27 protein-coding genes are annotated in these 21,937 nt (G+C 44.5%); 12 read left to right on the forward strand and 15 right to left on the reverse strand.

Annotated elements, in window-relative coordinates:
* Window positions 1-25: 25 nt before the first annotated feature.
* Entirely contained in the window at window positions 26-1,447 is a 1,422-nt protein-coding gene (locus tag ABLT31_RS09785) for an NAD-dependent malic enzyme (RefSeq protein ID WP_367751156.1), read from the reverse strand.
* A gap of 188 nt (window positions 1,448-1,635) precedes the next feature.
* Here ABLT31_RS09785 and ABLT31_RS09790 point away from each other — a divergent pair, with 188 nt between their 5' ends.
* On the forward strand, window positions 1,636-2,532 hold the full coding sequence (locus ABLT31_RS09790; protein WP_367751158.1) for a ComEC/Rec2 family competence protein: 897 nt from the start codon (window positions 1,636-1,638) through the stop codon (window positions 2,530-2,532).
* A 14-nt stretch (window positions 2,533-2,546) separates the two neighbouring features.
* Here ABLT31_RS09790 and ABLT31_RS09795 read toward each other — a convergent pair whose 3' ends face one another.
* The 4 genes from ABLT31_RS09795 to pyrB all read right to left on the reverse strand — a co-directional run bounded on the left by ABLT31_RS09795 (window position 2,547) and on the right by pyrB (window position 4,991).
* Window positions 2,547-2,900, reverse strand: a complete 354-nt coding sequence (locus ABLT31_RS09795) for a hypothetical protein (protein ID WP_367751160.1) — start codon at window positions 2,898-2,900, stop codon at window positions 2,547-2,549.
* Window positions 2,901-3,056: 156 nt separating this feature from the next.
* Window positions 3,057-3,488, reverse strand: coding sequence for an Hsp20/alpha crystallin family protein (locus ABLT31_RS09800; protein WP_367751162.1), 432 nt, complete (start codon window positions 3,486-3,488; stop codon window positions 3,057-3,059).
* Between the two features lie 173 nt (window positions 3,489-3,661).
* On the reverse strand, window positions 3,662-3,895 hold the full coding sequence (locus tag ABLT31_RS09805) for a hypothetical protein (RefSeq protein WP_367751164.1): 234 nt from the start codon (window positions 3,893-3,895) through the stop codon (window positions 3,662-3,664).
* 157 nt (window positions 3,896-4,052) lie between these two features.
* Complete coding sequence (gene pyrB / locus ABLT31_RS09810; protein WP_367751166.1) at window positions 4,053-4,991, reverse strand: aspartate carbamoyltransferase; 939 nt, start codon at window positions 4,989-4,991, stop codon at window positions 4,053-4,055.
* Window positions 4,992-5,156: 165 nt separating this feature from the next.
* Between pyrB and ABLT31_RS09815 the strand changes: the two genes are divergently transcribed.
* A complete protein-coding gene (locus ABLT31_RS09815) occupies window positions 5,157-5,549 on the forward strand; it encodes a globin domain-containing protein (RefSeq protein ID WP_367751168.1) in 393 nt (130 codons plus the stop codon).
* 3 nt (window positions 5,550-5,552) lie between these two features.
* Here ABLT31_RS09815 and ABLT31_RS09820 read toward each other — a convergent pair whose 3' ends face one another.
* Window positions 5,553-6,086 carry a PaaI family thioesterase gene (locus ABLT31_RS09820; RefSeq protein ID WP_367751369.1) on the reverse strand — a complete coding sequence of 178 codons (534 nt, stop codon included), beginning with the start codon at window positions 6,084-6,086 and terminating at the stop codon, window positions 5,553-5,555.
* Window positions 6,087-6,217: 131 nt separating this feature from the next.
* Here ABLT31_RS09820 and ABLT31_RS09825 point away from each other — a divergent pair, with 131 nt between their 5' ends.
* Together ABLT31_RS09825 and spoIIP are read left to right on the forward strand one after the other, a co-directional pair.
* Window positions 6,218-7,003: a stalk domain-containing protein gene (locus ABLT31_RS09825; RefSeq protein ID WP_367751170.1), complete on the forward strand. Its 786-nt coding sequence runs from the start codon at window positions 6,218-6,220 to the stop codon at window positions 7,001-7,003.
* A gap of 148 nt (window positions 7,004-7,151) precedes the next feature.
* Entirely contained in the window at window positions 7,152-8,291 is a 1,140-nt protein-coding gene (spoIIP, locus tag ABLT31_RS09830) for a stage II sporulation protein P (protein WP_367751172.1), read from the forward strand.
* Window positions 8,292-8,348: 57 nt separating this feature from the next.
* Here spoIIP and ABLT31_RS09835 read toward each other — a convergent pair whose 3' ends face one another.
* The 4 genes from ABLT31_RS09835 to ABLT31_RS09850 form a co-directional block, all read right to left on the reverse strand.
* Window positions 8,349-8,510 (reverse strand): hypothetical protein, encoded by a 162-nt coding sequence (locus tag ABLT31_RS09835; RefSeq protein ID WP_367751174.1) that lies wholly within the window; start codon window positions 8,508-8,510, stop codon window positions 8,349-8,351.
* The gene (locus ABLT31_RS09840) at window positions 8,511-9,146 is read right to left on the reverse strand and encodes a YkyB family protein (protein ID WP_367751176.1); all 636 of its coding nucleotides are present in this window, start codon (window positions 9,144-9,146) and stop codon (window positions 8,511-8,513) included.
* A 280-nt stretch (window positions 9,147-9,426) separates the two neighbouring features.
* Window positions 9,427-9,744: a hypothetical protein gene (locus tag ABLT31_RS09845; RefSeq protein ID WP_367751178.1), complete on the reverse strand. Its 318-nt coding sequence runs from the start codon at window positions 9,742-9,744 to the stop codon at window positions 9,427-9,429.
* A 109-nt stretch (window positions 9,745-9,853) separates the two neighbouring features.
* On the reverse strand, window positions 9,854-11,326 hold the full coding sequence (locus tag ABLT31_RS09850; protein WP_367751180.1) for a putative glycoside hydrolase: 1,473 nt from the start codon (window positions 11,324-11,326) through the stop codon (window positions 9,854-9,856).
* A 104-nt stretch (window positions 11,327-11,430) separates the two neighbouring features.
* Here ABLT31_RS09850 and ABLT31_RS09855 point away from each other — a divergent pair, with 104 nt between their 5' ends.
* Window positions 11,431-12,078, forward strand: coding sequence for a peptidylprolyl isomerase (locus tag ABLT31_RS09855; protein ID WP_367751182.1), 648 nt, complete (start codon window positions 11,431-11,433; stop codon window positions 12,076-12,078).
* A gap of 32 nt (window positions 12,079-12,110) precedes the next feature.
* On the opposite strand, the gene prpE is transcribed toward ABLT31_RS09855, so the two are convergent.
* Complete coding sequence (gene prpE, locus ABLT31_RS09860; RefSeq protein ID WP_367751184.1) at window positions 12,111-12,860, reverse strand: bis(5'-nucleosyl)-tetraphosphatase PrpE; 750 nt, start codon at window positions 12,858-12,860, stop codon at window positions 12,111-12,113.
* Between the two features lie 197 nt (window positions 12,861-13,057).
* Here prpE and ABLT31_RS09865 point away from each other — a divergent pair, with 197 nt between their 5' ends.
* Entirely contained in the window at window positions 13,058-13,249 is a 192-nt protein-coding gene (locus ABLT31_RS09865; RefSeq protein ID WP_367751186.1) for a hypothetical protein, read from the forward strand.
* 64 nt (window positions 13,250-13,313) lie between these two features.
* Here ABLT31_RS09865 and ABLT31_RS09870 read toward each other — a convergent pair whose 3' ends face one another.
* A complete protein-coding gene (locus ABLT31_RS09870; RefSeq protein ID WP_367751187.1) occupies window positions 13,314-13,448 on the reverse strand; it encodes a hypothetical protein in 135 nt (44 codons plus the stop codon).
* Window positions 13,449-13,785: 337 nt separating this feature from the next.
* Between ABLT31_RS09870 and ABLT31_RS09875 the strand changes: the two genes are divergently transcribed.
* Window positions 13,786-14,274, forward strand: a complete 489-nt coding sequence (locus ABLT31_RS09875) for a rhomboid family intramembrane serine protease (protein ID WP_367751189.1) — start codon at window positions 13,786-13,788, stop codon at window positions 14,272-14,274.
* Between the two features lie 23 nt (window positions 14,275-14,297).
* On the opposite strand, the gene ABLT31_RS09880 is transcribed toward ABLT31_RS09875, so the two are convergent.
* Window positions 14,298-14,582, reverse strand: a complete 285-nt coding sequence (locus tag ABLT31_RS09880; protein ID WP_367751191.1) for an NAD/NADP transhydrogenase alpha subunit — start codon at window positions 14,580-14,582, stop codon at window positions 14,298-14,300.
* Between the two features lie 93 nt (window positions 14,583-14,675).
* Window positions 14,676-15,293 carry a cell wall hydrolase gene (locus ABLT31_RS09885; protein WP_367751194.1) on the reverse strand — a complete coding sequence of 206 codons (618 nt, stop codon included), beginning with the start codon at window positions 15,291-15,293 and terminating at the stop codon, window positions 14,676-14,678.
* Window positions 15,294-15,379: 86 nt separating this feature from the next.
* Between ABLT31_RS09885 and ABLT31_RS09890 the strand changes: the two genes are divergently transcribed.
* From ABLT31_RS09890 to ABLT31_RS09910, 5 genes are all read left to right on the forward strand, one after another.
* A complete protein-coding gene (locus ABLT31_RS09890) occupies window positions 15,380-16,561 on the forward strand; it encodes an MFS transporter (RefSeq protein ID WP_367751196.1) in 1,182 nt (393 codons plus the stop codon).
* 57 nt (window positions 16,562-16,618) lie between these two features.
* Entirely contained in the window at window positions 16,619-16,879 is a 261-nt protein-coding gene (locus tag ABLT31_RS09895; RefSeq protein WP_367751197.1) for a hypothetical protein, read from the forward strand.
* Between the two features lie 137 nt (window positions 16,880-17,016).
* A complete protein-coding gene (pepF, locus tag ABLT31_RS09900) occupies window positions 17,017-18,822 on the forward strand; it encodes an oligoendopeptidase F (RefSeq protein WP_367751200.1) in 1,806 nt (601 codons plus the stop codon).
* 134 nt (window positions 18,823-18,956) lie between these two features.
* Complete coding sequence (locus ABLT31_RS09905) at window positions 18,957-20,015, forward strand: type III polyketide synthase (RefSeq protein ID WP_367751202.1); 1,059 nt, start codon at window positions 18,957-18,959, stop codon at window positions 20,013-20,015.
* On the forward strand, window positions 20,012-20,527 hold the full coding sequence (locus ABLT31_RS09910; protein WP_367751204.1) for an isoprenylcysteine carboxyl methyltransferase family protein: 516 nt from the start codon (window positions 20,012-20,014) through the stop codon (window positions 20,525-20,527). The genes ABLT31_RS09905 and ABLT31_RS09910 overlap by 4 nt, the downstream gene beginning before the upstream one ends.
* Window positions 20,528-20,552: 25 nt before the next feature.
* Here the strand turns inward: ABLT31_RS09910 and ABLT31_RS09915 are convergent, their stop codons facing one another.
* A complete protein-coding gene (locus tag ABLT31_RS09915) occupies window positions 20,553-21,905 on the reverse strand; it encodes a nickel-dependent lactate racemase family protein (RefSeq protein WP_367751206.1) in 1,353 nt (450 codons plus the stop codon).
* Between the last annotated feature and the right edge of the window lie 32 nt (window positions 21,906-21,937).

Genomic DNA, 21,937 nt, shown 5'->3' on the forward strand with positions numbered 1-21,937 from the left:
CCTTTATTGCCAAATCACATAATTATTACTTCAAGTCACGCGGGTCTTTTCTGGCCACACCGGTTTGGTTGGCTGCCTTGATCACTGCTTCTCTTACCCGCTCCACTACTTTATTATTAAATACACTTGGAATAATATACGTTTCACTTAACTCCTCATCGGATACGACTGAAGCGATAGCTTGTGCAGCTGCCAGCTTCATCGCTTCATTGATTTCAGAAGCCCGACAGTCGAGGGCTCCACGGAAAATCCCTGGGAAGCACAAAACGTTGTTAATCTGATTTGGATAATCGGATCTTCCGGTTGCCATCACCCGTACATAAGGCTCCGCCAAATCCGGATCGATTTCAGGCACTGGGTTAGCCATGGCAAATACAATCGGATCTTTGGCCATCTTGCGGACATCCTCTACCTTCAGAATTCCTGGACCGGATACTCCAATAAAGACATCTGCATCTTCTATCACATCGGACAGATTTCCGCTTAGGTTGTGCGGGTTCGTAATTTGGGCATATGAGGTCCATTGCGGATTGTCATACTTCATGTCACGGTTGATCGCACCATAACGATCCACCCCAATCACATTCTTCACGCCTGCAGCCAATAGAATCTTCGTACAAGCAATTCCAGCTGCGCCGATTCCTGTGATAATGACTTTTAAATCCTCTAGGTTCTTGCCCACTATTTTAAGAGCGTTAATTAATCCAGCCAACAAGACAACAGCCGTTCCATGCTGATCATCATGAAAAACAGGAATATCCAATTCTTTCTTTAAGCGCTCTTCAATCTCAAAGCAGCGAGGAGAGGAGATGTCTTCTAAATTGATCCCGCCAAAGGCTGGTGCAATCGCTTTAATAATACTGATAATTTCTTCTGTATCTTTCGTATCCAAGCATAAAGGGAAGGAATCTACATTGGCAAACTGCTTAAACAACATCGCTTTCCCTTCCATTACCGGCATCGCTGCTGCCGGTCCGATGTCGCCCAAACCCAGCACTGCCGTTCCGTCAGATACAACGGCTACCGTATTTCGCTTAATCGTTAGGGAGTAAGCCTTGCTAGGCTCTTCTTGAATCGCCGTACAGACGCGAGCCACATGCGGTGTATAGACGCGGGATAAATCATCTCGGTTCTTAACCGGAATCTTCGACTTCATTTCAATTTTCCCGCCGATATGCATCAAGAAGGTGCGGTCAGATACGTTAATGACTGTCGCCCCATTGATTGCGGAAATAGCCTCGCTGATCAGCTGGCTGTGCTTGGTATCCGTCACGTTTACAGTAATGTCTCGAATGGCATGGGTTTTACTGGAAGAGATTACGTCAATACCGACGATATCCCCGCCTGTATCACCTATGGCTTTTGCAATGTCACCAAAAGAGATATGCTCTCTTTCAAGCTGAATCCTTATAATGATATGCATACTTGCTCCGGTTGGCATGGACATCTAGTTTCCCTCCAATAACTTGTTGTTTCTATCTATATACGTTTTCAATCTTACCCCTTGTCCACATGAAGTTCAAGTTAAATTAACTAAGAAAACTGAAAATCGTCAAGGAATCAAGAAATCCAGACATGTTACCCTTCATGGAAAAATAGAAATAATATAAAACCTTCTTAAAAGGACGATAGCTTATGTTGCGCTTTCTGCTTCAATCGATTTTTTTCAGTGTTCTTCTAACCGTACTGACTCTGTATTTGCTGCTGCATTACCTGCATTTGACCTCAGCGGGAACAAGGAATAACCTTGAAGGAACGGCAGAACAGACCATCAATTTGCATGAACAGGATATGGTTCTCCACTTTATCAACCTTAAAATCGGGAAAACAACCATGATCCAAATCGGTGAACGAGCCATACTGATCGACGCTGGGCACGAACAGGACAGCGATGAGCTGCGTGACTACCTTCAGAAGCATGGGATTACGCAGGTTTCTGACATCCTGCTTTCTAATCCTGGGGTAGAAAATACCGGCGGAATCAAATCTCTTCTTAAGCACCACCCGGCAGCAAAAATTTATGTACCAGCCCTCACAAAGGACCAATACACTTTAGATCCCTCCATTATCCTGCTTACCCTTCGAGCCGGCGATCGCTTAGTTCTATCAGAAGAGAAGAAAATTGATTTGGAAGTACTTAGTCCATTGCGGCCTTTATACTCAGACCACGCTAACAATTCTATGGTTAACCTCCTGCGCTACCAAGACCTGCGAGTTCTTCTGACCAATGACATCAGGGAAGATGCCGAAACCCGGCTAATCGAACAGCATCCCTTATTGCGCGCTCATATTATGACAGTCCCGGATCGCCCTAGCGGCGTCCAAAATAGCCAAAAGCTGATTGAAAGACTAAACCCGCAAACAGCTGTCATGCTTGAAATGCCTTGTACCGAGTGTAAGGAGGCAGCCCAAAAAGCCGCTCGGGAGTATGCACACGAATGGAGCGACTTTTTCTTTGTGCCTATCGGCGAAAATATTCTCATCTCATTTCATGATGGGATGTATGTTACACCAAAGGAACAAACCAAATGAAAAAGGAGCATGGCTTAGCCCTGCTCCTTCGTTTTGCTCAATTCTTTTTTAGTAATCTCTTTAATCATATGAAACAGCGCCTCATCGTCCTCATCGGAAACTTCCACATCATAATTTCCGTAGTTTCCTTCGCCGTTGCGAAATTTGGATAGCTTGCGATTCGCTTCTTTCTCTTGGTGTACTTCTTGATTGAATAGCTGAGTATAAAAATCCGACTCTTTTAAATGTCTCATCCGGTTAACCATGGGATCAGCGTTCTCCAACATCCACTTTGCCCCAGCAGCAATAAAGGGAGATGCGATAAGCAAAGCCGTCCACATCCCTTGTTTAAAACCCTCTTGATGAGCTTCACGCGTACGATTTTTCATAAACACTTTGTCCATCACCCCTTTCCATTCCTCTTTATAGAGTGTGCAGTTCCAACCCGTTCTACTCCGCCTGCAGGAAAACTCGCCGAAACCATCACTTTAAATGAAAAACGGAAGAGATCTTCATGATCTCCTCCGCAACAATTCATTTCATTATTAGTGAAAATCCACTTCAATTTTTTTTCCTTGATCTGCACCCGCTTTTCTCATCCGGATTTCCAATACCCCATTCCGGTAAGATGCTTTGGCACTTTCTTCAACTACCTTATGGGGCAAATCAACCATTCTGTAAAAATTGCCAAAGTACCGTTCTGTACGGTGGTATCGATTATCCTGCGCATCCTCGGAAGCTCTTTGGATGATGCCGTTGATGGTTAGGTGCCTTCCCGTGACGTGAATATGCACGTCATCCTTCCGTTGCAATCCTGGTACCTCACAGGAAACAACAACTTCTTCTATCGTTTCATATAAGTCTACAAGCGGTCCTGTCCGTTGGAAATATTCCATGTACGGGGCTGCACCGAGATCATGTTCCACTCCTTGCCGAATTTGGGGAGAATGCCCCGAGTCATTCGGATGGATTATCATCCTTATCCCTCCTTGTAATTATTACTCAATATACTCTTTTACTACGTTATCCATTTTCACTAAGAAAAAAACAAAGGAAGGAAATTATTTATTAATTAACATAATGTTTTTTATGTATTCCTCTATATAAAAATAAAATTCCCTGTTTGTTTCTTCCAGGGAATTATTGGCCTTCAACTATTCGTTTGAACATTGCGTGGCATGGTCCGATGGGATGGATATTTTCTTCGATCTGCCGCCATCCATCCAAGTATAATCAGAACGAGCAGGCCAAGTGGAACAAAGAACGCCCCTATACCGACATGCACGGTAGAAACCCAATGAATCAGCAGGAGAATAGCTGCAACATATCCACCACCAACCAAAGCATTAAGCAAAATAATGTATCCTTTTTGCTTCAACCACATTGTACTCTCCCCCAAAATTGTAGTCCACCGGCTCCCATTTCATATGATCCAGAATTGGTGGTACTCTTATCATACTGGGGTTGTAGCGCATGTGCTGTGCAAAATGTCACACGATCGACAAACTGGTGTGGCATTAGCTATTGACTAGAGAATCTGTCTATTTCTTCACAAAGCCCAGTTTTTCAAAACATTTATGAATCAAGGCCATACGAACGTAGAGTCCATTTTGAGCTTGTCTGAAATACGCAGCTCTTTGATCTAAATCTACTTCAGGCGCTATTTCGCCTGCCCTCGGAAGAGGATGAAGGATAATCCCGTGGGGCTTCATCACATCGAGTACCTTTTGGTCGATAATATATTTGCCTTGAGCCTTTTCGTACTCCTCCAAGGAAGGAAAACGTTCTTTTTGAATTCGAGTCTGGTAGAGAACATCCGCTTTAGAAGCCACCTCTTCCAAATCTTGCGTTTCATAGAAGCGAATTTGCTTTTCCTCTAAAAACTTCTTCACATAAGGAGGAATGAGCACATTTTCCGGAGCGGTATAATAGATCGTGATATTGTTGAAATTGGCTAAAAGGTAGGAAAGTGAATGAACGGTTCGCCCATAGGTTAAATCTCCAATCATGGCAATATGCAGGTCGTCCACTCGCCCGATCTCTTTTTTTATCGTATAGATATCAAGTAGAGCCTGCGTAGGATGTTCACCTGCACCATCTCCAGCATTAATGATCGGAACGCTTGCAACGGAGGCCGCCTTCTCGGCTGCGCCAATCTCCGTATGGCGCATAACGATTACGTCGCTATATCCAGATACAATGCGAATCGTATCCTCCAGTGTCTCTCCTTTAATGGCTGAAGAGAATTGAGCGGCATTTTCTGTTCCGATGACCTTCCCCCCCAAGCGGCACATCGCTGACTCAAAGGATAATCTTGTTCTGGTGCTTGGCTCAAAAAACAAGGTAGTCATGACTTTATTTTTGTAGCGATCCGATCCGCCGCTAGCTTCCACCTGCTCCATATCGGCAGAAAGCTCGAAGATCTCCTCCAAGGCTTCCCGATTAAACTGCTTCGCGCCCAGAATATGATATATACTCATCCTTATCCATCCCTTCAACTTCAGTACTTTACATAAAACGTACGTATTGTAACACAAAAACGAAAGATGTTCAAAATAACATTATTAACGTTCGTTATTTTACCTATACACTTCTTATCATGTACAATAAGTATAGAAATACAATTAAATAAGGAGGCAGAAACCTTGAATCCATCTTTTGATAAATCGCCTTATGAGCTGATCGGCGGGGCGGAAACAGTAGGCAAGCTTGTGAACGCGTTTTATGATCTCGTGGCCGTCCATCCGGAGCTTAGCCCAATCTTTCCAAAGGATCTAACCGAGACAAGGGAAAAGCAATACCTGTTTCTCACGCAGTTCTTCGGCGGTCCTTTGCTTTACTCCGAACAGCATGGCCATCCCATGCTAAGGGCTCGCCACCTCCCCTTTCCGATTACCCCTAAGCGTGCGGAAGCATGGCTTTCCTGCATGAATCAAGCGATGGAGCAAATCGGGCTAGAAGGTCCTATCCGTGATTTTATGTTCGGGCGTTTGACTCAAACCGCATATCATATGGTGAATCGACCAGCTGAAGAATGATCTTTATTCCTTGCAGGCGCGAATGAGGTGAAGGAATGTCCCGGTTGCGGTAACAATGACCTCACCTCGGTCGTTTACGATCCGGCAGGTAGCTTGCATAATATTCTGTGCCCTATGGCTCAATCGGCAATGGGCAATTAGCTCTTTGCCCCTTCCAGGGTTATGGTAGTTCACGTTCATATCAAGAGTGACTACCTTATCCTTCGGATCGATCAGTTCCTCCAGCATCCACCCCATGGCCATATCCGCCAGCAAGGCCGTGATTCCTCCGTATACAATTCGGTAAGGGTTTAATATGTCTCTAGTAATAGGCATGGAGCAACTGAAATGCTCACTGTTCTCAGGTTCGATCAGCTTCAGCTGAAGGAAATTGCCCATAAACGGATATTTATTTTCCCGCATCGCTTCCACGGCCCCAATAGCTTTGGCTACCATGGCATATTCACGATCAGACATATTTTGTATAGCCTCAACCATCTTACTTCGGTCACATTTTTTTTCAGCTAATCCAATATCTAAGGTGTCGATTTTTGTCATTTTCACTCGTATTCCACTCCATCTTCCGTTATAATATATGAGACCGCTTCCTGTAAAGGTGGTCTTGCTACCCTGAAATGCTTCAATGAAGCTTTATATATGGTAAAGAGACACAACAAGGAGTTCAGCCTATGAGAACGTTCTGGTACATGCTTTCATTTTTACTTTGCTTTCTCTGCTTTACTACTATAACGCAAGCTCATGAGAAAGTCATCGAAGTATACGTAAATAACCAGCCCATGAGCTTTGATCGCAGTCCGCCGTTTATTAAGGAGGGGACAACGATGGTTCCCTTGCGTTCGATCGCCGAAACCCTGGGCGTTCAGGTAGATTGGGATGAGAAATCTAATATGGTTACGCTGCAAGGATCCCCAAAAATGATAAAACTCGGAATCGATCAATTGGCAGCGGAAGTGAATGGACAGACTAAACGGCTTCAACAAGCCCCTATCATTTATAACGACCGTACCTATGTCCCGCTCAGATTCATTAGCGAAGAACTGGATAAGCAGGTTGAATGGGAACCCTCCCAGTCCATTATCTTCATCGCCGATAATCAGAAGGAAAGCGATATTTACTGGTTAGCCAAACTGGTAGAAGCGGAAGCTTCTGGAGAGCCTTATCAGGGTAAGGTAGCCGTAGCCGCTGTGATCTTAAATCGGACAAACTCGACCGACTTCCCCAAGACGATTAAATCGGTCATCTTTGAGGAAGCGCAGTTCACCCCTGTAGCGACGAAAAGGATCTTCAGTATGACCCCCAAAGATGGAACAATACGTGCTGTACGAGAAGCAATGGAAGGGGCAGACCCGACCTTAGGGGCCTTATATTTCTTCAACCCGGGTAAAACCGATAACCGCTTTTTGCACAGTCGAAGTGTAACGATGACAATCGGCAATCACCGGTTTGTCACATAACAAATAATAGAGCTAAAAAAGGCATATGTACTTGCTATTTACGCTAGCAAGCAGATATGCCTTTTTTCATTTTTATGCTCCCCTTTGGAATGCTAGCCCCTTTTCCCCCATATAATGCTAAAAAGGACTAGTTAAAAGGTGGCTTGCCATGAATCGAATATATAAAATGGGTCTTCCCAATCTCTTTATCCTATTATCTCTTTCCAGTACGGTCTTATTCCTTTCTTTCGCCTGGCTATTCAGCCAAGCATCCATGAAGATATCGTCTCCCTCCATGAGACAAGCTATGACCCAAATATCTTACGAAACGATCATCCATGCTTTTGAAATGGAAATTCCTTATCTGCGGTATCAAAAAAGAACAATGGAAGAAAGACCTAAACCACTTTCCTTATTCTTATTTGAAACTATGACGAGCCTTCAGACTACGGACTTGCGCTCACTCTTGGGCAGAGAGCTTCCTGGACTCTCCATGTTTCACGTCGAGGTTCTTGCATCCGGTTCAAACGTAAATCTGCAAAACTTTGTCATTGAATCTCCTCCTCCTACGGACACTCTTTTAGCTTCAGAATCTACGGCAACGATGCCTGAAAAGGAAGCAGAAGAAAAAAAGGTAACAGCCGAAACCAAGTCTTCCATGGTTTTCATTTATAACACACATAATACGGAATCCTGGACACATGTATCTGACAACCCCAGTGTAACGGACGAGGAAAAGAATATTACTCTGGTCAGCAAGCGATTAGCTGAGGAATTGGACCGTCGAGGAATCCAATCTATCTTTGACCAAACCAATCATCAAGAAAAACTGAAAGAACAAGGCCTCCCCTACGCATTCTCGTATGCTGCCTCATTAAAAACCGTACAAGCGGCGATAAAACAGCACGGGAACATTGGATTTATTTTTGATCTTCATCGCGATTCTAAGCCTAAGGACCAAACAACGGCTATCGTAAATGGAAAATCCTATGCACGCCCTTATTTCGTAATCGGAAAACGGAACAAATACTGGGAGCAGAATGCTGAGCTGGCAAAGAAAATTCACTATGGCTTGGAGAAAAAGTATCCTGGCTTATCCATCGGGGTTTTAGGAAAGTCAGAAGGAAATGGGGAATATAACCAATCCGTTTCTCCGCAAAGCATTTTAATTGAAATTGGCGGAATCGATAATACTTTAGAGGAAAGTTATAATACAGCTGCCGCTTTAGCTGATGTCATCGCCGATATTTACTTTGAAAAAGATAAAAAAGTAGATGCCCCATCCCCTACAGAACCCGGATCGCTGTAAGGAGCCGGCTGCATGGGAGAATCACTTGGCTGGCTGGCCTATACCTTCGTCTCTAGCTTACTCTGTTTCTTCTGGCTGGACTGGATCATGACTATTACTTGCTTCGTCTCCGGTTTGCTCATGAGCATCAAGGCGATGATCAAAGAATACGCGGAACGGGATAGATAGACTAAAGAGCCCTCTGCCTAGCGTGATGCACGCCAGGTGGAGGGCTTTCAATCATCTTTTCGGAAATGGATCAAAAAACGGTTTTCTTCGATGATTCGGCTTCGGGTTGGGGGCAGGTCGTTTTATATTTGCAGGCGGATGAGTTTCCAATGGGCGGATATATTGCTCAAGCAGCTGTACCGCTTGGCGCAGTGGAAACGTTTCAGTTGGATTGCGGAAGTCGTCGCTCCACTCTCCGAGGTGAGGCAATGAAAGAAGATCTTCACGGGTGGAAAGGATGTGGAAACCATACTCTCCAACCTTTACCAGGGTGTTTGAAGTCTGCTGATGATATTTGCTTGGATTTGGCGATTGCTGAAGCCCTACCTTACTCGCTTTCCCTTCATCGATTAGCTTTTCGATAACAGAGGTTTTCAGCTGATACAGCTTCTGGGGTTGCGGGCTTGTTTTGGCATGTCGATTGACAGCAAACAAAGCCTTGGCTAAGTTGTCAACCGTTGGGTTAATCTGGGTGGAATGACGGGATGGAATCGGCGCGGATTGTTTGAGGTCAAATAAATAATGATACCGATCCTTATCCTTTAACTTTGCAATCGGGGCACCAACCGGAATCTTGCCCATCTTTTGCAGTTCTTCCTTCGTCTTGTATTCGCTTGGCACCTGATTCTTTTTGGTAAACAGTTGCAAACGCTGAATCCTCCTTTCACTTTCCTTTCTAGAGCTTGGCGAAAGAATTACTATATTTCTTTATATTCTATCACAAGTACAGGCTATCTTGTCCAATATTTCATTTCATTCTTCATTATTATTGTGCTGGGCTTGTCCAACTATAGAAGTCCGATACTAAGGAAAGCTAACCTGCTGGTCATTGTCGGTTACCTCTCCCATCCCGAAGCAGAGATCCTTGTTAATTACATTAGTGTGATGAGCTAGATAGATGGGGATGAGGAGGGAATCCTGTCTTGCTTTATACATCGTCCGGCCCATTTATCTTTGGAGGCCTCGGCACCTTCGGTTCAGATAAATTAGAGGAATCATTATCGGGTACTTGATAATCTCTTTTTTTCACTTGTGTATAGACACCGCTAGCTGTCAAGCCGATCAGTAATGCTGTAATGACTTTTTCCATCATCCAAACAGGCAATACGACCAAAATCACACCCAATAAAATGGCCAACAAGGAGCGGAATTTTACCTCAATGTTAAACGCATTTCCTACTACGGAAACAAAGGCTGCAACAACAGCCGAAACGGTGGCGAAGTCAAGAAACGTATTCTCAAACAAGGGAGTCACCTTCCTTTAAGTCGCATCTATTGGCTATCCCTATTAAAATATTCTCGCCATACAAAAAACGTGAAGACTAATCCAAACAGATTAGCCTTCACCTATCCGTTCATTTCAGCGGCGTATAATCCACATTTGGAGTGTAGCTATTCCCGGCGTTCCACAGCAGGAACTCTTTGATTCCCGCTTCATTGAGAGCGCGTATCTGCAATTCGACTTCATTTTTCCCATAGGGAATATAGTTTCCTTTCCCTAGCCAAGGTGCTGTAAAATCTTGAATCCAAGGTCTGGATATAGGCGGTGCTTCCATTGCCGCCAATTTTTGATTCTCCATTTTAGCATACTCTTGCACCAGGCGATAAGGATCTGTATCCGGTTTAGGGATTTGAAAATACCCAGCACCCCAATGGCTTGGATAAATCATTGAACTGATTACGTCCACATGGCTGCTAATTGAAGTGAAATTCTGGCCAATCCCCGGCGCTTCGGGCAATGTAGCGGTATATCCGAAAATATCTACAGACACCTTTACATTATATGGCTGCAGCTCCTTTTTGGCATATTCAACAAAATCGGTAACTGCCGTCACTCTGGCTTTAACTGCATCATACTTAGGCTTAGGGGGCCCTGCTAAATCAATAGATACCGGAGGAGCCGTCAGGCTTCCATCTAGTGCATCTGCAGGAGATAGCGATTCTCGCTGCTGTGCCCAGGCTTCTTTATGGCTAGCCTCCCATTTCGAATATTTCGTTTCCCATTCCGCTAGGAGTCTAGGCTCAAGCTTCTCTGGAGTATACTCCCCCATTCCATAGGAAAGGGTTTTATCCCGTTTCTCAAAGCCTTCCGGAAAGCGGACATAATCAAATTGAATTTCCTGGAACCCTAATTTCGCTGCATGCTTCGCTATCTCTAGATTATGTTCCCACACCTTTTTCAGGAAAGGGTTAACAAAAGCCTCGCCTCGTCGATTTTTCCAAACTTGCCCACTGGTTTTAAATGAAAGTTCCGTAGCCCGGCTAGCCAGTACTGAATCTTTGAAGACAACAATCCGTGCAATGGGGTAGATCTGATGATCAGCTAACGTTTGAAGTAACCCGGAAGGATCTTTGATAAAAGGCTTACTGTAAGGTTCCAGGGCTCCCTCCATCTTAAAGGTAATCCAGCCATAATCGTCCTTCACATCAATGACCATGGCATTCAAGTCCGAGGAGTTCACCAGTTCCAGAAGTTCTTTAAATTTTGAACCCCCAGCAGAATGACCAGTTACATAAACGCCCCGCACAGCATCAGGATAGGGAAACCGAACATTCTCCGCAACTGTGTCCGCAGACGCTTTTTCAGCTTCTGGTACCACTTCTTGATTTTCGCTTGCTACCTGATCTTCTATCTCCTTCGCTCCTTCAGCAGCTGCGGGTCGGACATCGACAGCTTGTTCTTCCTGGGGATTAGGGATTTCCTGCTGTTCGATTGGGTCTACGAATTGCGGCTGTAGGGATGGAGGTAAAGATTCAGCTTGGCTGCAGCCAACGGAGAGGACGGCAACCATCACAAATAAAATGAAGATAATCCCTGTTTTCCTCATTATGCTTCTCCTCTTCATAGGAACTGAACTCAGATACTTCATTCTATGCTTGATCATGGGGTATAATGAGGTGTATCTATCTATTGTCCAGAAAGGATGAAAACATGAAAAAGTGGTTCTTTTTGTTCATCGCAAGTTTCTCCCTTTTCCTGCTCTCAGCCTGTGGAGCCGCTGAGGAACCGGAACAGGCTGCATCCGATAGAGGAGCTACGACTACCAAGAAGTGGGACAGCCCTCCAGAGATGCAAATCGACCCAAACAAAGCCTATTCGGCAACGATCGCGACGAACAAGGGGGATATAAAAATCGAGCTCTTCAGCAAAGATGCTCCTCAAACGGTAAACAACTTCGTTTTCCTTGCAAAAGAGCAATTCTATCAAAATGTCTTGTTTCACCGAATTATGGAGGGATTCATGATCCAGACCGGAGATCCGACGGGAACGGGTGCCGGCGGCCCGGGGTATCAATTCGCGGACGAGCTGCCCTCTCCCCACAAGTATGAGAAAGGGATTGTGGCTATGGCCAATGCAGGACCTAACACAAACGGCAGCCAATTTTTCATCTGTAACGGCGCAGACAGCGAAAGCTTGAATGCTCACCCGAACTATACTATTTTTGGACGGGTCATTGAGGGGATGGAAACGGTTGAAGCCATTTCGAGTGTCAGCGTGAAGAATAACCCTGCGACAGGGGAACCTAGCCAGCCTACAGAGGAAATATACATCAAGGACATCACCATCACGGAATCATAAAAAAAATAGTCTTGCCTTCATAAGAGGCAAGACTATTTTAGTTGAAACCTTTTGCTTTCGCCATATACCTGCAGGGCTTTGACCTCAACAAACGTTTTCTCGGGGTACCGAAAACAAGTTAAAGCTCCTCCAAAAACACATCCTGTATCGATGTTAAGGACATTCTGTTCCCATTGCGGCTCCGGAATAGGAGTGTGTCCGTGAACCAGTAACGCCTTTCCCCGGTAATGCTTAATAACAGGATCACGTTCCGGCAAACCATGGTGATCCAGCTTTCCTGTCGGGAACCCGTAAAGACAGATATCCCTTAACCGTTTGTGGTTAGTGCCGATCATATCTGCACGAATTCCTGCATGGACGACGACCAAGTCCCCATGATCAAATTGAAGGTACAAGGGGAGACTCTTAAGATAAGCTTCAATCCAGCGCTTTGTTTCTGTCGGATTGCTTGTACGCTCAATTTCCTCTACGGTTGTTTCCAATCCATGCTTCACTTGTACCCTTCTCCCCTGACACCAGCGCAACAATTTATCGTCATGATTACCTGGACAGTGATAGGCCAGCTTCGCTTCCACCAAATTCTTGACTAGCTTTAGAACATCCAGGCTTTTTGGACCACGATCACAAAGGTCCCCAACAAAAACAAGCAGTCTGTCCTGAGGATGGCGGTATAAGCCATGGTCTTCCCCATAACCGAGCTGATCTAAGAGCAGGATCAATTCATCATAACATCCATGGATATCTCCAATGATATCGACGTTACTAATGAGTTTCGTGTCCATCCTTTTCACCTCCTGGTACTCACCGAACACATTTTAATCTATTATACCCAAATTAAAGGAAAAAAAATTCTGCTTTTCAAAGCTCTAACATACCATAATAACGAGCCGACCAGGTGCTGCAGGAATAAATCGCAGCCGAGGCTGCCATGCTATCTATAGCATGTTAAGAATTACAAGACGAAGGGAGACTGAACAGCTTGAATCGATCCATCGAGGACACGATTTTAGCGAAGATTGAGAGGCAGCGAACGAGCAGAATTGAAGATAAAGTAGCTCAATTCAATCAAATTTGTACGCGCCTGGGGTTGGAGGAAAAGGGAATTAACGAAATCGTCCCCCATGTCCGTGAAATCTTTGAAGAAGAAGTGGAAATAGAACCCTATCACTAATCGCTTATTTTCGCATGCAAAGAAAAGGAAGCAAGCATTTGCTTGCTTCCTCTTTTTTCTTAACCTACTCTGTCGCCGCAACGGATCCCTTAAGCTTCGTGGAACGTTTCACTTTTCCACTTTCCTTCTGCAGGTCCTGCAATTTCTTTAAGTACTCGGGTGAACTTATTTCTCTATTTTTTAGTTTCAGCTTTGCCATAATCCATTCGCTCCTTCAAAGCTTAACTTATTCTACTTTTTCCACTATGTCTATAGTAATATTATACCCATTCTTTGATTAAATTCAATATTAGATTAGAATTATTTTTGATAAAAAGTTGATGAGAGAGTAATGTGGTCAACGGAAGAAAAGATATGTTATAGTGGTCGTTACAAAGAAATTATATCCAATGATTTAACAAGGTCCATAACGATTCAAACCGAAAGGGGAGCGGTTCATGTCCTGGTTTTATCGCAACGAGGATTGGAGGACTTACATAAAAAGGTACCCATTGACCTCCTTATTCCTTTCACTGAATATAATTATATTTCTATTCATGACTATATCAGGTGGTTCAACGAATCCAAATACTTTAGTGAGATTTGGGGCTTATTACAAGCCTCTTATATTGGAAGGGGAGATTTATCGGTTAATTGCCCCCATCTTTCTCCATATCGGCTGGGAGCATCTTCTATTTAATTGTTTTGCCATACTTATCTTTGCTCCGGGTTTAGAATTCATGTTGGGGAAAATCCGCTATCTCATTCTATATCTCGGATCTGGAGTAGCTGGTTTTATTATGACGTTCTTCTTCTCCTCTGCCATGCTGGCAGCCGGGGCCTCAGGAGCGATATTCGGTGTCTATGGCATGTTTGCCTACTTAACAAAATATCGCCGAGATCTGATGGACTATTATTCTAGGCAAACGATTATCCCCATTCTTGTCCTGGGTGTCGTCTTCACCTTTATGCCGGGAGTCAGCGTTACAGGACATCTGGGCGGCCTTGCAGCAGGTTTTTTGCTTGGCTTTCTTCTCGCTAGATAAAAAGACCCTGTATCCAGGGTCTTTTAAGCTGTTTCCTCTGTTTCTTCATCCTCTTCCGTAGGGATAAGGATCTCAAATACTTCCCCGTGCTGGAGAATAATTACGCCTTGTTTCCTAATGCGCATGACAGCTACTTCAGGCTTCTGGCGCATTTTCTCAATATAATCATCGGGAACTTCTCCAGCATCCGCAACGGTGATGCCGTCAACTTCGGTTTCGTCATTTTCTCCGAGATTAAGCTCAAGGATTTTTTCGCAGATATCCGAAAATACTTCGAAATCCTTCGTATATACACTAATACATTTCATGTCCAGCCCTCCTATAAAATCATGTTGCTAATTGTACCATATTTTACTTATTGTTTAATAGACCGATAAAAAAATTTATAATCACTTCGTTATCTAGTAGGCAAAATTGTGTCTGCCGATTTCAGCAATCACGACTCTGGATCGAATCCACTTACTGCGTGCCGTGTGGGGATTATAGAAGAATAGAGCCCCCGACGTGGGGTCTATCCCTTTTAAAGCGGCTTGTGCCGCCCGGTAGGACTCTTTGGAAGGCGCTACCTTATGAATTCTTCCATCCCCTACTGGAGAGAATTGATATACGTGCTTTACTTTATGAAAAACGACCCCGGTTATCGTATCAGGATAGTCCTCGTGCAAAACCCGATTGAGGACCACACTGCCTACAGCCACCTTTCCCTCAAAGGATTCGCCGCCTGCTTCCGCTTCAATAATCCGCACTAGCCAGTCATAATCTTTCTTCGTAAATTGAATTCCTCTTTTGGAATATAGCTTATTGCTGTCTGAAGGTATGACTAGCTTTTCACCTTCGCGTATCAAGTCACCTGATAATTGATTGGCTTTCTTTAACTGATCAACAGTAACGCCCGACACCTGGGCTATACGCCACAGGGTATCTCCTTTTTCAACCTTATAAACTATTGATTCTACCGCATTGGCATGCCCGGCAAAAAGGCATGAAAAAACAGCGTATATCAACCACTTCTTTGGCATAGATTCCTCCTCAATGCACCTTTCTACCCTACCTAACATTTCCAGTTCTATTGGGGAATATACATGCAAGAAGAGGAGGGTTGCCCATGCCAAGCCGCTTCATTTCCTTGTCACCGCTGAAATCTTTGTTTGCCAATCAACTGATTTTCTCCATCATCTTTGCTTTTGCCAACCTATTCCTGAATATCTTCCTTTGGGATGAAGGCAAATCTTTTTGGGGCATCGGCGTATTTAATCTGTTCTCCGTGTCCTCCATATTTCTTGGTTCTATAGCAGGTGCCTTTTTGCTGCAGTTCCTGGGTACAAGGTCAACGTTCATGATTTCATCTATCTTAGCTTTAGGTCTGTTTATCTATTTATTTCAAACAGGACAGGCAATGGAAAACATCTTGCCGGTGCTTGGAATCTTGTACGGAGGCTATATCGGTCTGTTTTATATCGGATTTAACCTGCAAATCCTCTGGCTCTCTCGTCTAGGGAATCGATCCTATCTGCTCGGAATAGAGTCGACGATTGCTACTTTAGCCCAACTGCTTACCCCTTTTTGTGCCGGTCTCTTTATTACCAATCAAGGATATAGCCATACCTTTCTGGTGATTATCGGGCTTCTTCTCCTTCAATTCTTATTAAGCGCTTCTATTCCGAACATGAAGCTGAAGGAACCGTATCGCAAACGATACTTTTTTTTAGCAGAAAATGAACAGATGGCTAAAATGGGATTTACTTCAGCAGCCTATGGGTTTTACTTTTCCTTTGTTCAAATGTCTTACGGACTATTTTTTTTCTTTTTCCTTCAGGATGAATTCCAGCTCGGCTCCTGGAACCTACTCTTTGGTGCTATCAGTTCCTTTATGTTCTGGCTTGTCGGACGCTCTCTGAAACAATCCAATCGAGATATCATCCTCGGGATGGGCATGATCAGCTCAGTAATGGTTACTTTAACTCTGCTGTTATCCGCTGCCCCTTGGTTTATTCTCTTTAACCTCATCGTCTCCGTCTCCCTGCCCTTGATGTGGATTCCAGCCAAATCCCTGCATTACACGCAAATGGCGGGAGACGAGGCAGGAGAAAAGAAAAGAAAACTAGGCGAAATGATGCAAAGACTCGTGTTTCGCGAGTTCTCCATCAGCCTAGGACGAATTTGCTTTTTCTTGCTTATGATTTTTGGCTTCGATTTCGGATTAGGACCAGCCTACTACTTAATGGTTACCTTCGCTTGCTTCATGCCGGTCGGAATCTGGCTGCTCAGCAGGAATCATGGCGATTAATTCCGACGTCATGAATGGGACAGCTCTGCCATATGTATAGGTAAGGAGGGATGACTTTTGGTAAGGAGAAAGCCAGTTGCTCTTGTCTTATTGCTTTTATCTCTTATCCTTGTTCTGCCAGGTTTTCTTGTCTCCTATTATCTCTTCATTGCATCTCTGCTGGCGGCTTTAGTCCTATTGAAAATCCCGAGTATCGCATCGAAATGCCCCCGATGCAAAAAGGACAATCTGCTCGAACCTTGGGTCACCCGGTATCGTTGCATCAAATGCAACACATGGCTTTCTAAAGAGAAAAACGGTTGGTCACGAATCCTATGAAGAGAGGGACAATGCGCCCTCTCTTTATGTTGGAAAGACGTTATTCCAGTTTTTTCTTCAAAAAGAAGGATTAACTTTAAAAATAGGAAAAAATAGGCTAAGATGAAAAAAAACAAACGGCTGGGAGTTGATGAATAATGGCTGAACAAATATCGAATCGAGCTCAGATGGATGAGAAGTACAAGTGGAAATTAGAACATATTTATGCGGATGAATCCCAATGGGAAGAGGAATATAAAAAAGCAGAAAAAATCAGCAAAGAAATCAACCAGCTTCAGGGTACTCTGGATAGATCACCCGAGCAATTGCTGCAATGCTTGGAATTGGATGTGGAAGTCAGCAAATTAATGGAACGCATTTACGTTTATGCAGCCATGAGAAAGGACGAGGACACTCGGGTCAGCAAATATCAGGCTTTATCTGACCGCGCATCCAGCTTAAGTGTTCAAGTCAACGGAGCTACATCTTTTATCGTACCTGAAATTCTCCAAATCAGCGAAGACAAGTTGAAGCAGTGGTTCCAGCAAGAGCCGAAGCTTGCCCTGTATGAAAAATACTTGATGAAGATCCTTCGTAAAAAAGCACATACATTAAGCCAAAAAGAGGAAGAATTGGTGGCTCAGGTTGGAGAGTTATCCTCTGCCCCGCGCACTATTTTTGGCATGATTGATAATGCAGACATGAAATTCGGCACAGTCACGGTAGACGGAGAGGAAATTCAACTCACTAAGGGAAAATACTCTCAACTTCTTGAGCATCCTGACCAACAGGTTCGACAGGAGGTGTTCCAAACTTTTTACAAACCCTATTTGCAGCAAAAGAACACAATTGCAGCCACCCTGTCGTCCAGTATCAAAAAGGATGTGTTTTATTCTCGCATTCGAAAATATCCATCTGCTTTAGAGGCGTCTTTGTACGATGATAATGTCCCTGTTGAGGTGTACAACAACCTCATTCAAACGGTAAAAAACAATTTGCAGCCGATGTATGACTACCTAGACCTAAGGAAAAAGGTTTTAGGTGTAGACGAACTCCATATGTATGATTTATTCGCTCCGCTGATCCAAGAAGCGAAAATGGAGATCCCCTATGAAGAAGCCTACTCCACTATGAAAAAAGGACTGGCTCCACTTGGGGAGGATTACCTTCGCGTACTGGATGAAGCGAAAACGGGCGGTTGGATCGATGTTTACGAATCCGAAGGAAAACGATCCGGTGCCTATGCGTGGGGTCCCTATGGCACCCACCCTTACATGCTTCTTAACCATCAGGATAATCTAAACAGTATGTTTACCCTTGTGCATGAGGTTGGCCATGCCATGCACAGCTTTTACTCAGACAAGGAACAGCCTTTTATTTACGCCCAATACACCATTTTTGTGGCCGAGGTAGCCTCTACTGTTAATGAAGCGTTATTGATGCAGTATCTTCTCAAGAACACAACAGATAAAAAGGTCAAGATGTATCTCATCAATTACTTCTTAGATCAGTTCCGCACCACGTTATATCGGCAGACTCAATTTGCTGAGTTCGAAAAGCTCACGCATGAGATGGTGGAAAAAGGAGAATCCTTAACCTCCGAATCCCTTTCAGAGGTTTACCTCAAGCTAAACCAAGAATACTACGGAAAAGGGATTGTACACGACACCGAAATAGCCAATGAATGGAGCCGGATTCCTCACTTCTACAATCCATTCTACGTGTACAAATACGCAACGGGCTTCTCCGCCGCGATTGCGCTTTCTAAAGCCATTTTAGAAGAAGGAGAGCCAGCGGTTGAGCGTTACTTAACCTTCTTGAAAAGCGGGGGCTCTGATTTCCCTCTAGAGCTGCTGAAGAAAGCTGGAGTCGATATGTCCACTCCAAAACCGGTTGAAGATGCCTTGCAAGTATTCGCTGAGCACGTGAAAGAATTGAAGAAATTGTGTGAAGAAACGGCTTAATCAGAGAGGCTGTCCCAAAAGGTCGATATAATCGACGGTTTGAGGATAGCCTTTTTTCACCGCTTCCCCCATGATTTTTTCCTATATTGGTAATAATAACCTTACCGCTAGGAATACGAATTGGAGGGAATCCTTTGCCATTCATACTAAGTACAGGTACCGCACAGCCTCCTTACACTTTCCGACAGTCCGATGTAAAACCGTTCGTTCGGGACATGTTTTCTGATGTTTTCGCAGATATCGATCGTCTGTTAGACCTTTTTGAAAATACAGGGATCGATACTCGCCATTTTTGTGTTCCTCTCGATTGGTTCAAAGAAGCCCATCAGTTTAAAGAGAAAAATGAGCTTTACATCCGTACCGCAAAAGACCTTGCTAGACAAGCGTTAGAAAACGCCTTGAAAAAAGCCAATTTGAAAATTGAGGATATTTCTCATTTATACTTTGTCTCCACGACAGGGATAGCCACACCAAGTATCGATGCTCTTATTCTCAACGACTTAAGAGCGAACAAGCATACCAAGCGCACCCCCATTTGGGGCCTAGGCTGCGCAGGTGGAGCCGCCGGTCTCTCGCGCACTTATGAGTATGCCTTGGGGCATCCCGAAGGAATTGTGGCCTTAGTCGCTGTGGAATTATGCGGCTTAACTTTTCAACGAAATGACTTAACCAAGAGCAATCTTGTGGCCACCTCCCTGTTTGCCGATGGCGCGGCAGCAGTATTAGTCTGCGGTGACGAATATCGGGCGAAAGGCCGACTTCAGATTCATGCCACGAGGAGTACCTTATGGCCGGATACCCTTGATGTGATGGGCTGGGACATCTCCTCCTCCGGCTTCCATGTGATATTCAGCCGGGATATCCCTACGATTGTGAAGGAAAAGACCGTTCCGGATATGCTGGATTTCCTGCAGCAGTCCCAAACTGCTCAACCGCAGCATTACCTGTTCCATCCTGGAGGAAGAAAAGTGCTGGAGGCCTACCAGCAAGCCCTTAACCTTCCAAAAGACAAACTGAGAATACCTGAAGAGATTCTTCGGGAGAACGGAAATATGTCTTCTTGTACCGTACTGCATGTTCTAGACCGCTTCCTTCAAGAAAAGGATATTTCTTCAGGGGAATTCGGCTTGGTAGCCGCTCTGGGTCCAGGATTCAGTGCAGAAATGCTTTTGTTGGAGGGAACCGGCATATGAACCCATTCTTTTTGCTTCTTTTTTCTTTGCTCGTTACACAGCGTCTGGGAGAATTATGGCTAGCCAGGAGAAACGCCCGCTGGCTGCAACAAAGAGGGGCCTACGAAGTAGGTCAGGGGCATTATAAATATATCGTTTTCATCCACATCGGATTTTTATTGTCACTGTTTATTGAATCGGCCTTGCTAGGTAGTGTTCCACCCTCCTGGTGGGCTGTTCCCTTTTCTATTTTTATAGGAACGCAAGTATTGCGTTATTGGTGTATCCGATCCCTGGGTCCTCGCTGGAATACCCGAATTTATATCTTGCCGGAAAATGACTTAGTAAAATCCGGACCCTACCGCTGGTTCAAGCATCCGAACTATCTCATTGTAATTACAGAGATTTTGGTTATCCCCCTTATTTTTGGAGCCTTTTTTACAGCTATCCTATGGACGATAATAAACTACGCCTTCCTTAAAATGGTCAGGATCCCGATTGAAGAACAGGCCCTGGGGATAAACAAAGACTGACCCCATAGCATGGGGTCACCGATGTTTACTCATTATATACGGGAAAAGTTAATGCAGCGTACGGCATGACAGCTACCGAACCGTTCTGAACGAGTTGATCTATACAGCCTTGCAAGTCAGCCACCGGCTTAAATCCTAACAACTCTATTGTGCTTTCCGGAATTTCAGAATAAAAATAGACTTCGTGCTGTCTCAATACTTCCTCGATATGGGTTACCTTGTGGGCACCCAAAACGAATTCCTCTTTCATCATCTGAGTAATCCGGCTTGGGTTTTGCACAGTTTCAACCCAATATTGAAAAAGGCCATTCCCAAACATCTCCTTGCACTCCGCAATCAATAAGATCTTCCCGCCTGGCTTTACGACTTTTGATGCATTTTGCAAGCTTTTCACAGCCTGATACAGCTGCATATCCTTGGGATATCCTCCCGCAGAGGCGATCACCGCTTCAAATTTCCGATGGATGGGGACTAGAAAGTTCTTTTTGGCTTGATCCGCCAAGATCCGATGGGCTTCCTTTATATCTCCTGCAGCGGCACCAAGGATTTCCTGGCGATGGTTGACTACCGTATTGAATAAGAAGTGAATGGGCAAGAACTGCAAGGCCTCTTCCATGTCTTTTCTTATAGGATTCTCGGGATCACCAGGATGAGTCTTCCACTTCATAGAAAAGGAATGATTATGCTGAATGCTTCGCTGTGAGGATACTCCGGGCATTAAGGCCTTCACCCCTCCTGACACACCGGCCAACCCATGAGGTTCAATATTCCCGGTTGCGATCCGAAGCTCGGATTCTGCCACAGGCCTGAAGATCTCCACAGGAGTCCCTAATGCAGTTGTGCCTAATGAAACACAATCAGCTGGCAGTGCGGAATGATTCATGACTTGAACGGAATCGTAGACCGCTTCACCAACTAATTCTTTCAGCTCCCTTTCCGTCTGCTTTCGATGCATCCCCAGGGCCACGACAACTTGAATCTGAGAGAGAGATAGCCCCCCTTCCCTCAGTTCATCTAGAAGCAGAGGAAGGAACTTATGGCTCGGTGATAATCGGCTCGCATCACTGATCAGGATCACAGCGCTCCGTTTACCAGCAGCTAATGTTTGAAGGGGCATACTCCCTATTGGCTGCTTGAGGGCTTGCTGGATCAAGGCAGCTTCATCTTCCTGCCTTTCGGCACGATATGCAATCTCTGTGCAGTCCACACCAGGTGGCATCTCAAACCGGACTAGACTTTTCCCATAACCTAGGCTAAATTCCATCGTGATCCCCACTTTTTTCTTACCATTTTTCCCTGCCAAAGCTAAAGTAAACTCTTTAGCTTGGCCCAAGGATATGAAAAAAGATGATAAGCATGTTAAACTAAAAGAAAACATAAGTATAGGAGAAACATATGATACGAGGCATG

Source organism: Ammoniphilus soli (assembly GCF_040813775.1).

Excerpts from the sequence above, each read along its gene's own strand:
- prpE (WP_367751184.1), bottom strand. The coding sequence starts at position 12,860 with ATGGACACGAAACTCATTAGTAACGTCGATATCATTGGAGATATCCAT.
- ABLT31_RS09855 (WP_367751182.1), top strand. The coding sequence starts at position 11,431 with ATGAAAAAGTGGTTCTTTTTGTTCATCGCAAGTTTCTCCCTTTTCCTG.
- ABLT31_RS09875 (WP_367751189.1), top strand. The coding sequence starts at position 13,786 with ATGACTATATCAGGTGGTTCAACGAATCCAAATACTTTAGTGAGATTT.
- pyrB (WP_367751166.1), bottom strand. The coding sequence starts at position 4,991 with ATGAGTATATATCATATTCTGGGCGCGAAGCAGTTTAATCGGGAAGCC.
- ABLT31_RS09795 (WP_367751160.1), bottom strand. The coding sequence starts at position 2,900 with ATGAAAAATCGTACGCGTGAAGCTCATCAAGAGGGTTTTAAACAAGGG.
- ABLT31_RS09825 (WP_367751170.1), top strand. The coding sequence starts at position 6,218 with ATGAGAACGTTCTGGTACATGCTTTCATTTTTACTTTGCTTTCTCTGC.
- ABLT31_RS09885 (WP_367751194.1), bottom strand. The coding sequence starts at position 15,293 with ATGCCAAAGAAGTGGTTGATATACGCTGTTTTTTCATGCCTTTTTGCC.
- ABLT31_RS09910 (WP_367751204.1), top strand. The coding sequence starts at position 20,012 with ATGAACCCATTCTTTTTGCTTCTTTTTTCTTTGCTCGTTACACAGCGT.
- ABLT31_RS09850 (WP_367751180.1), bottom strand. The coding sequence starts at position 11,326 with ATGAGGAAAACAGGGATTATCTTCATTTTATTTGTGATGGTTGCCGTC.
- ABLT31_RS09805 (WP_367751164.1), bottom strand. The coding sequence starts at position 3,895 with ATGTGGTTGAAGCAAAAAGGATACATTATTTTGCTTAATGCTTTGGTT.
- ABLT31_RS09790 (WP_367751158.1), top strand. The coding sequence starts at position 1,636 with ATGTTGCGCTTTCTGCTTCAATCGATTTTTTTCAGTGTTCTTCTAACC.
- spoIIP (WP_367751172.1), top strand. The coding sequence starts at position 7,152 with ATGAATCGAATATATAAAATGGGTCTTCCCAATCTCTTTATCCTATTA.
- ABLT31_RS09915 (WP_367751206.1), bottom strand. The coding sequence starts at position 21,905 with ATGTTTTCTTTTAGTTTAACATGCTTATCATCTTTTTTCATATCCTTG.
- ABLT31_RS09890 (WP_367751196.1), top strand. The coding sequence starts at position 15,380 with ATGCCAAGCCGCTTCATTTCCTTGTCACCGCTGAAATCTTTGTTTGCC.
- pepF (WP_367751200.1), top strand. The coding sequence starts at position 17,017 with ATGGCTGAACAAATATCGAATCGAGCTCAGATGGATGAGAAGTACAAG.
- ABLT31_RS09800 (WP_367751162.1), bottom strand. The coding sequence starts at position 3,488 with ATGATAATCCATCCGAATGACTCGGGGCATTCTCCCCAAATTCGGCAA.
- ABLT31_RS09820 (WP_367751369.1), bottom strand. The coding sequence starts at position 6,086 with ATGACAAAAATCGACACCTTAGATATTGGATTAGCTGAAAAAAAATGT.
- ABLT31_RS09870 (WP_367751187.1), bottom strand. The coding sequence starts at position 13,448 with ATGGCAAAGCTGAAACTAAAAAATAGAGAAATAAGTTCACCCGAGTAC.
- ABLT31_RS09880 (WP_367751191.1), bottom strand. The coding sequence starts at position 14,582 with ATGAAATGTATTAGTGTATATACGAAGGATTTCGAAGTATTTTCGGAT.
- ABLT31_RS09785 (WP_367751156.1), bottom strand. The coding sequence starts at position 1,447 with ATGTCCATGCCAACCGGAGCAAGTATGCATATCATTATAAGGATTCAG.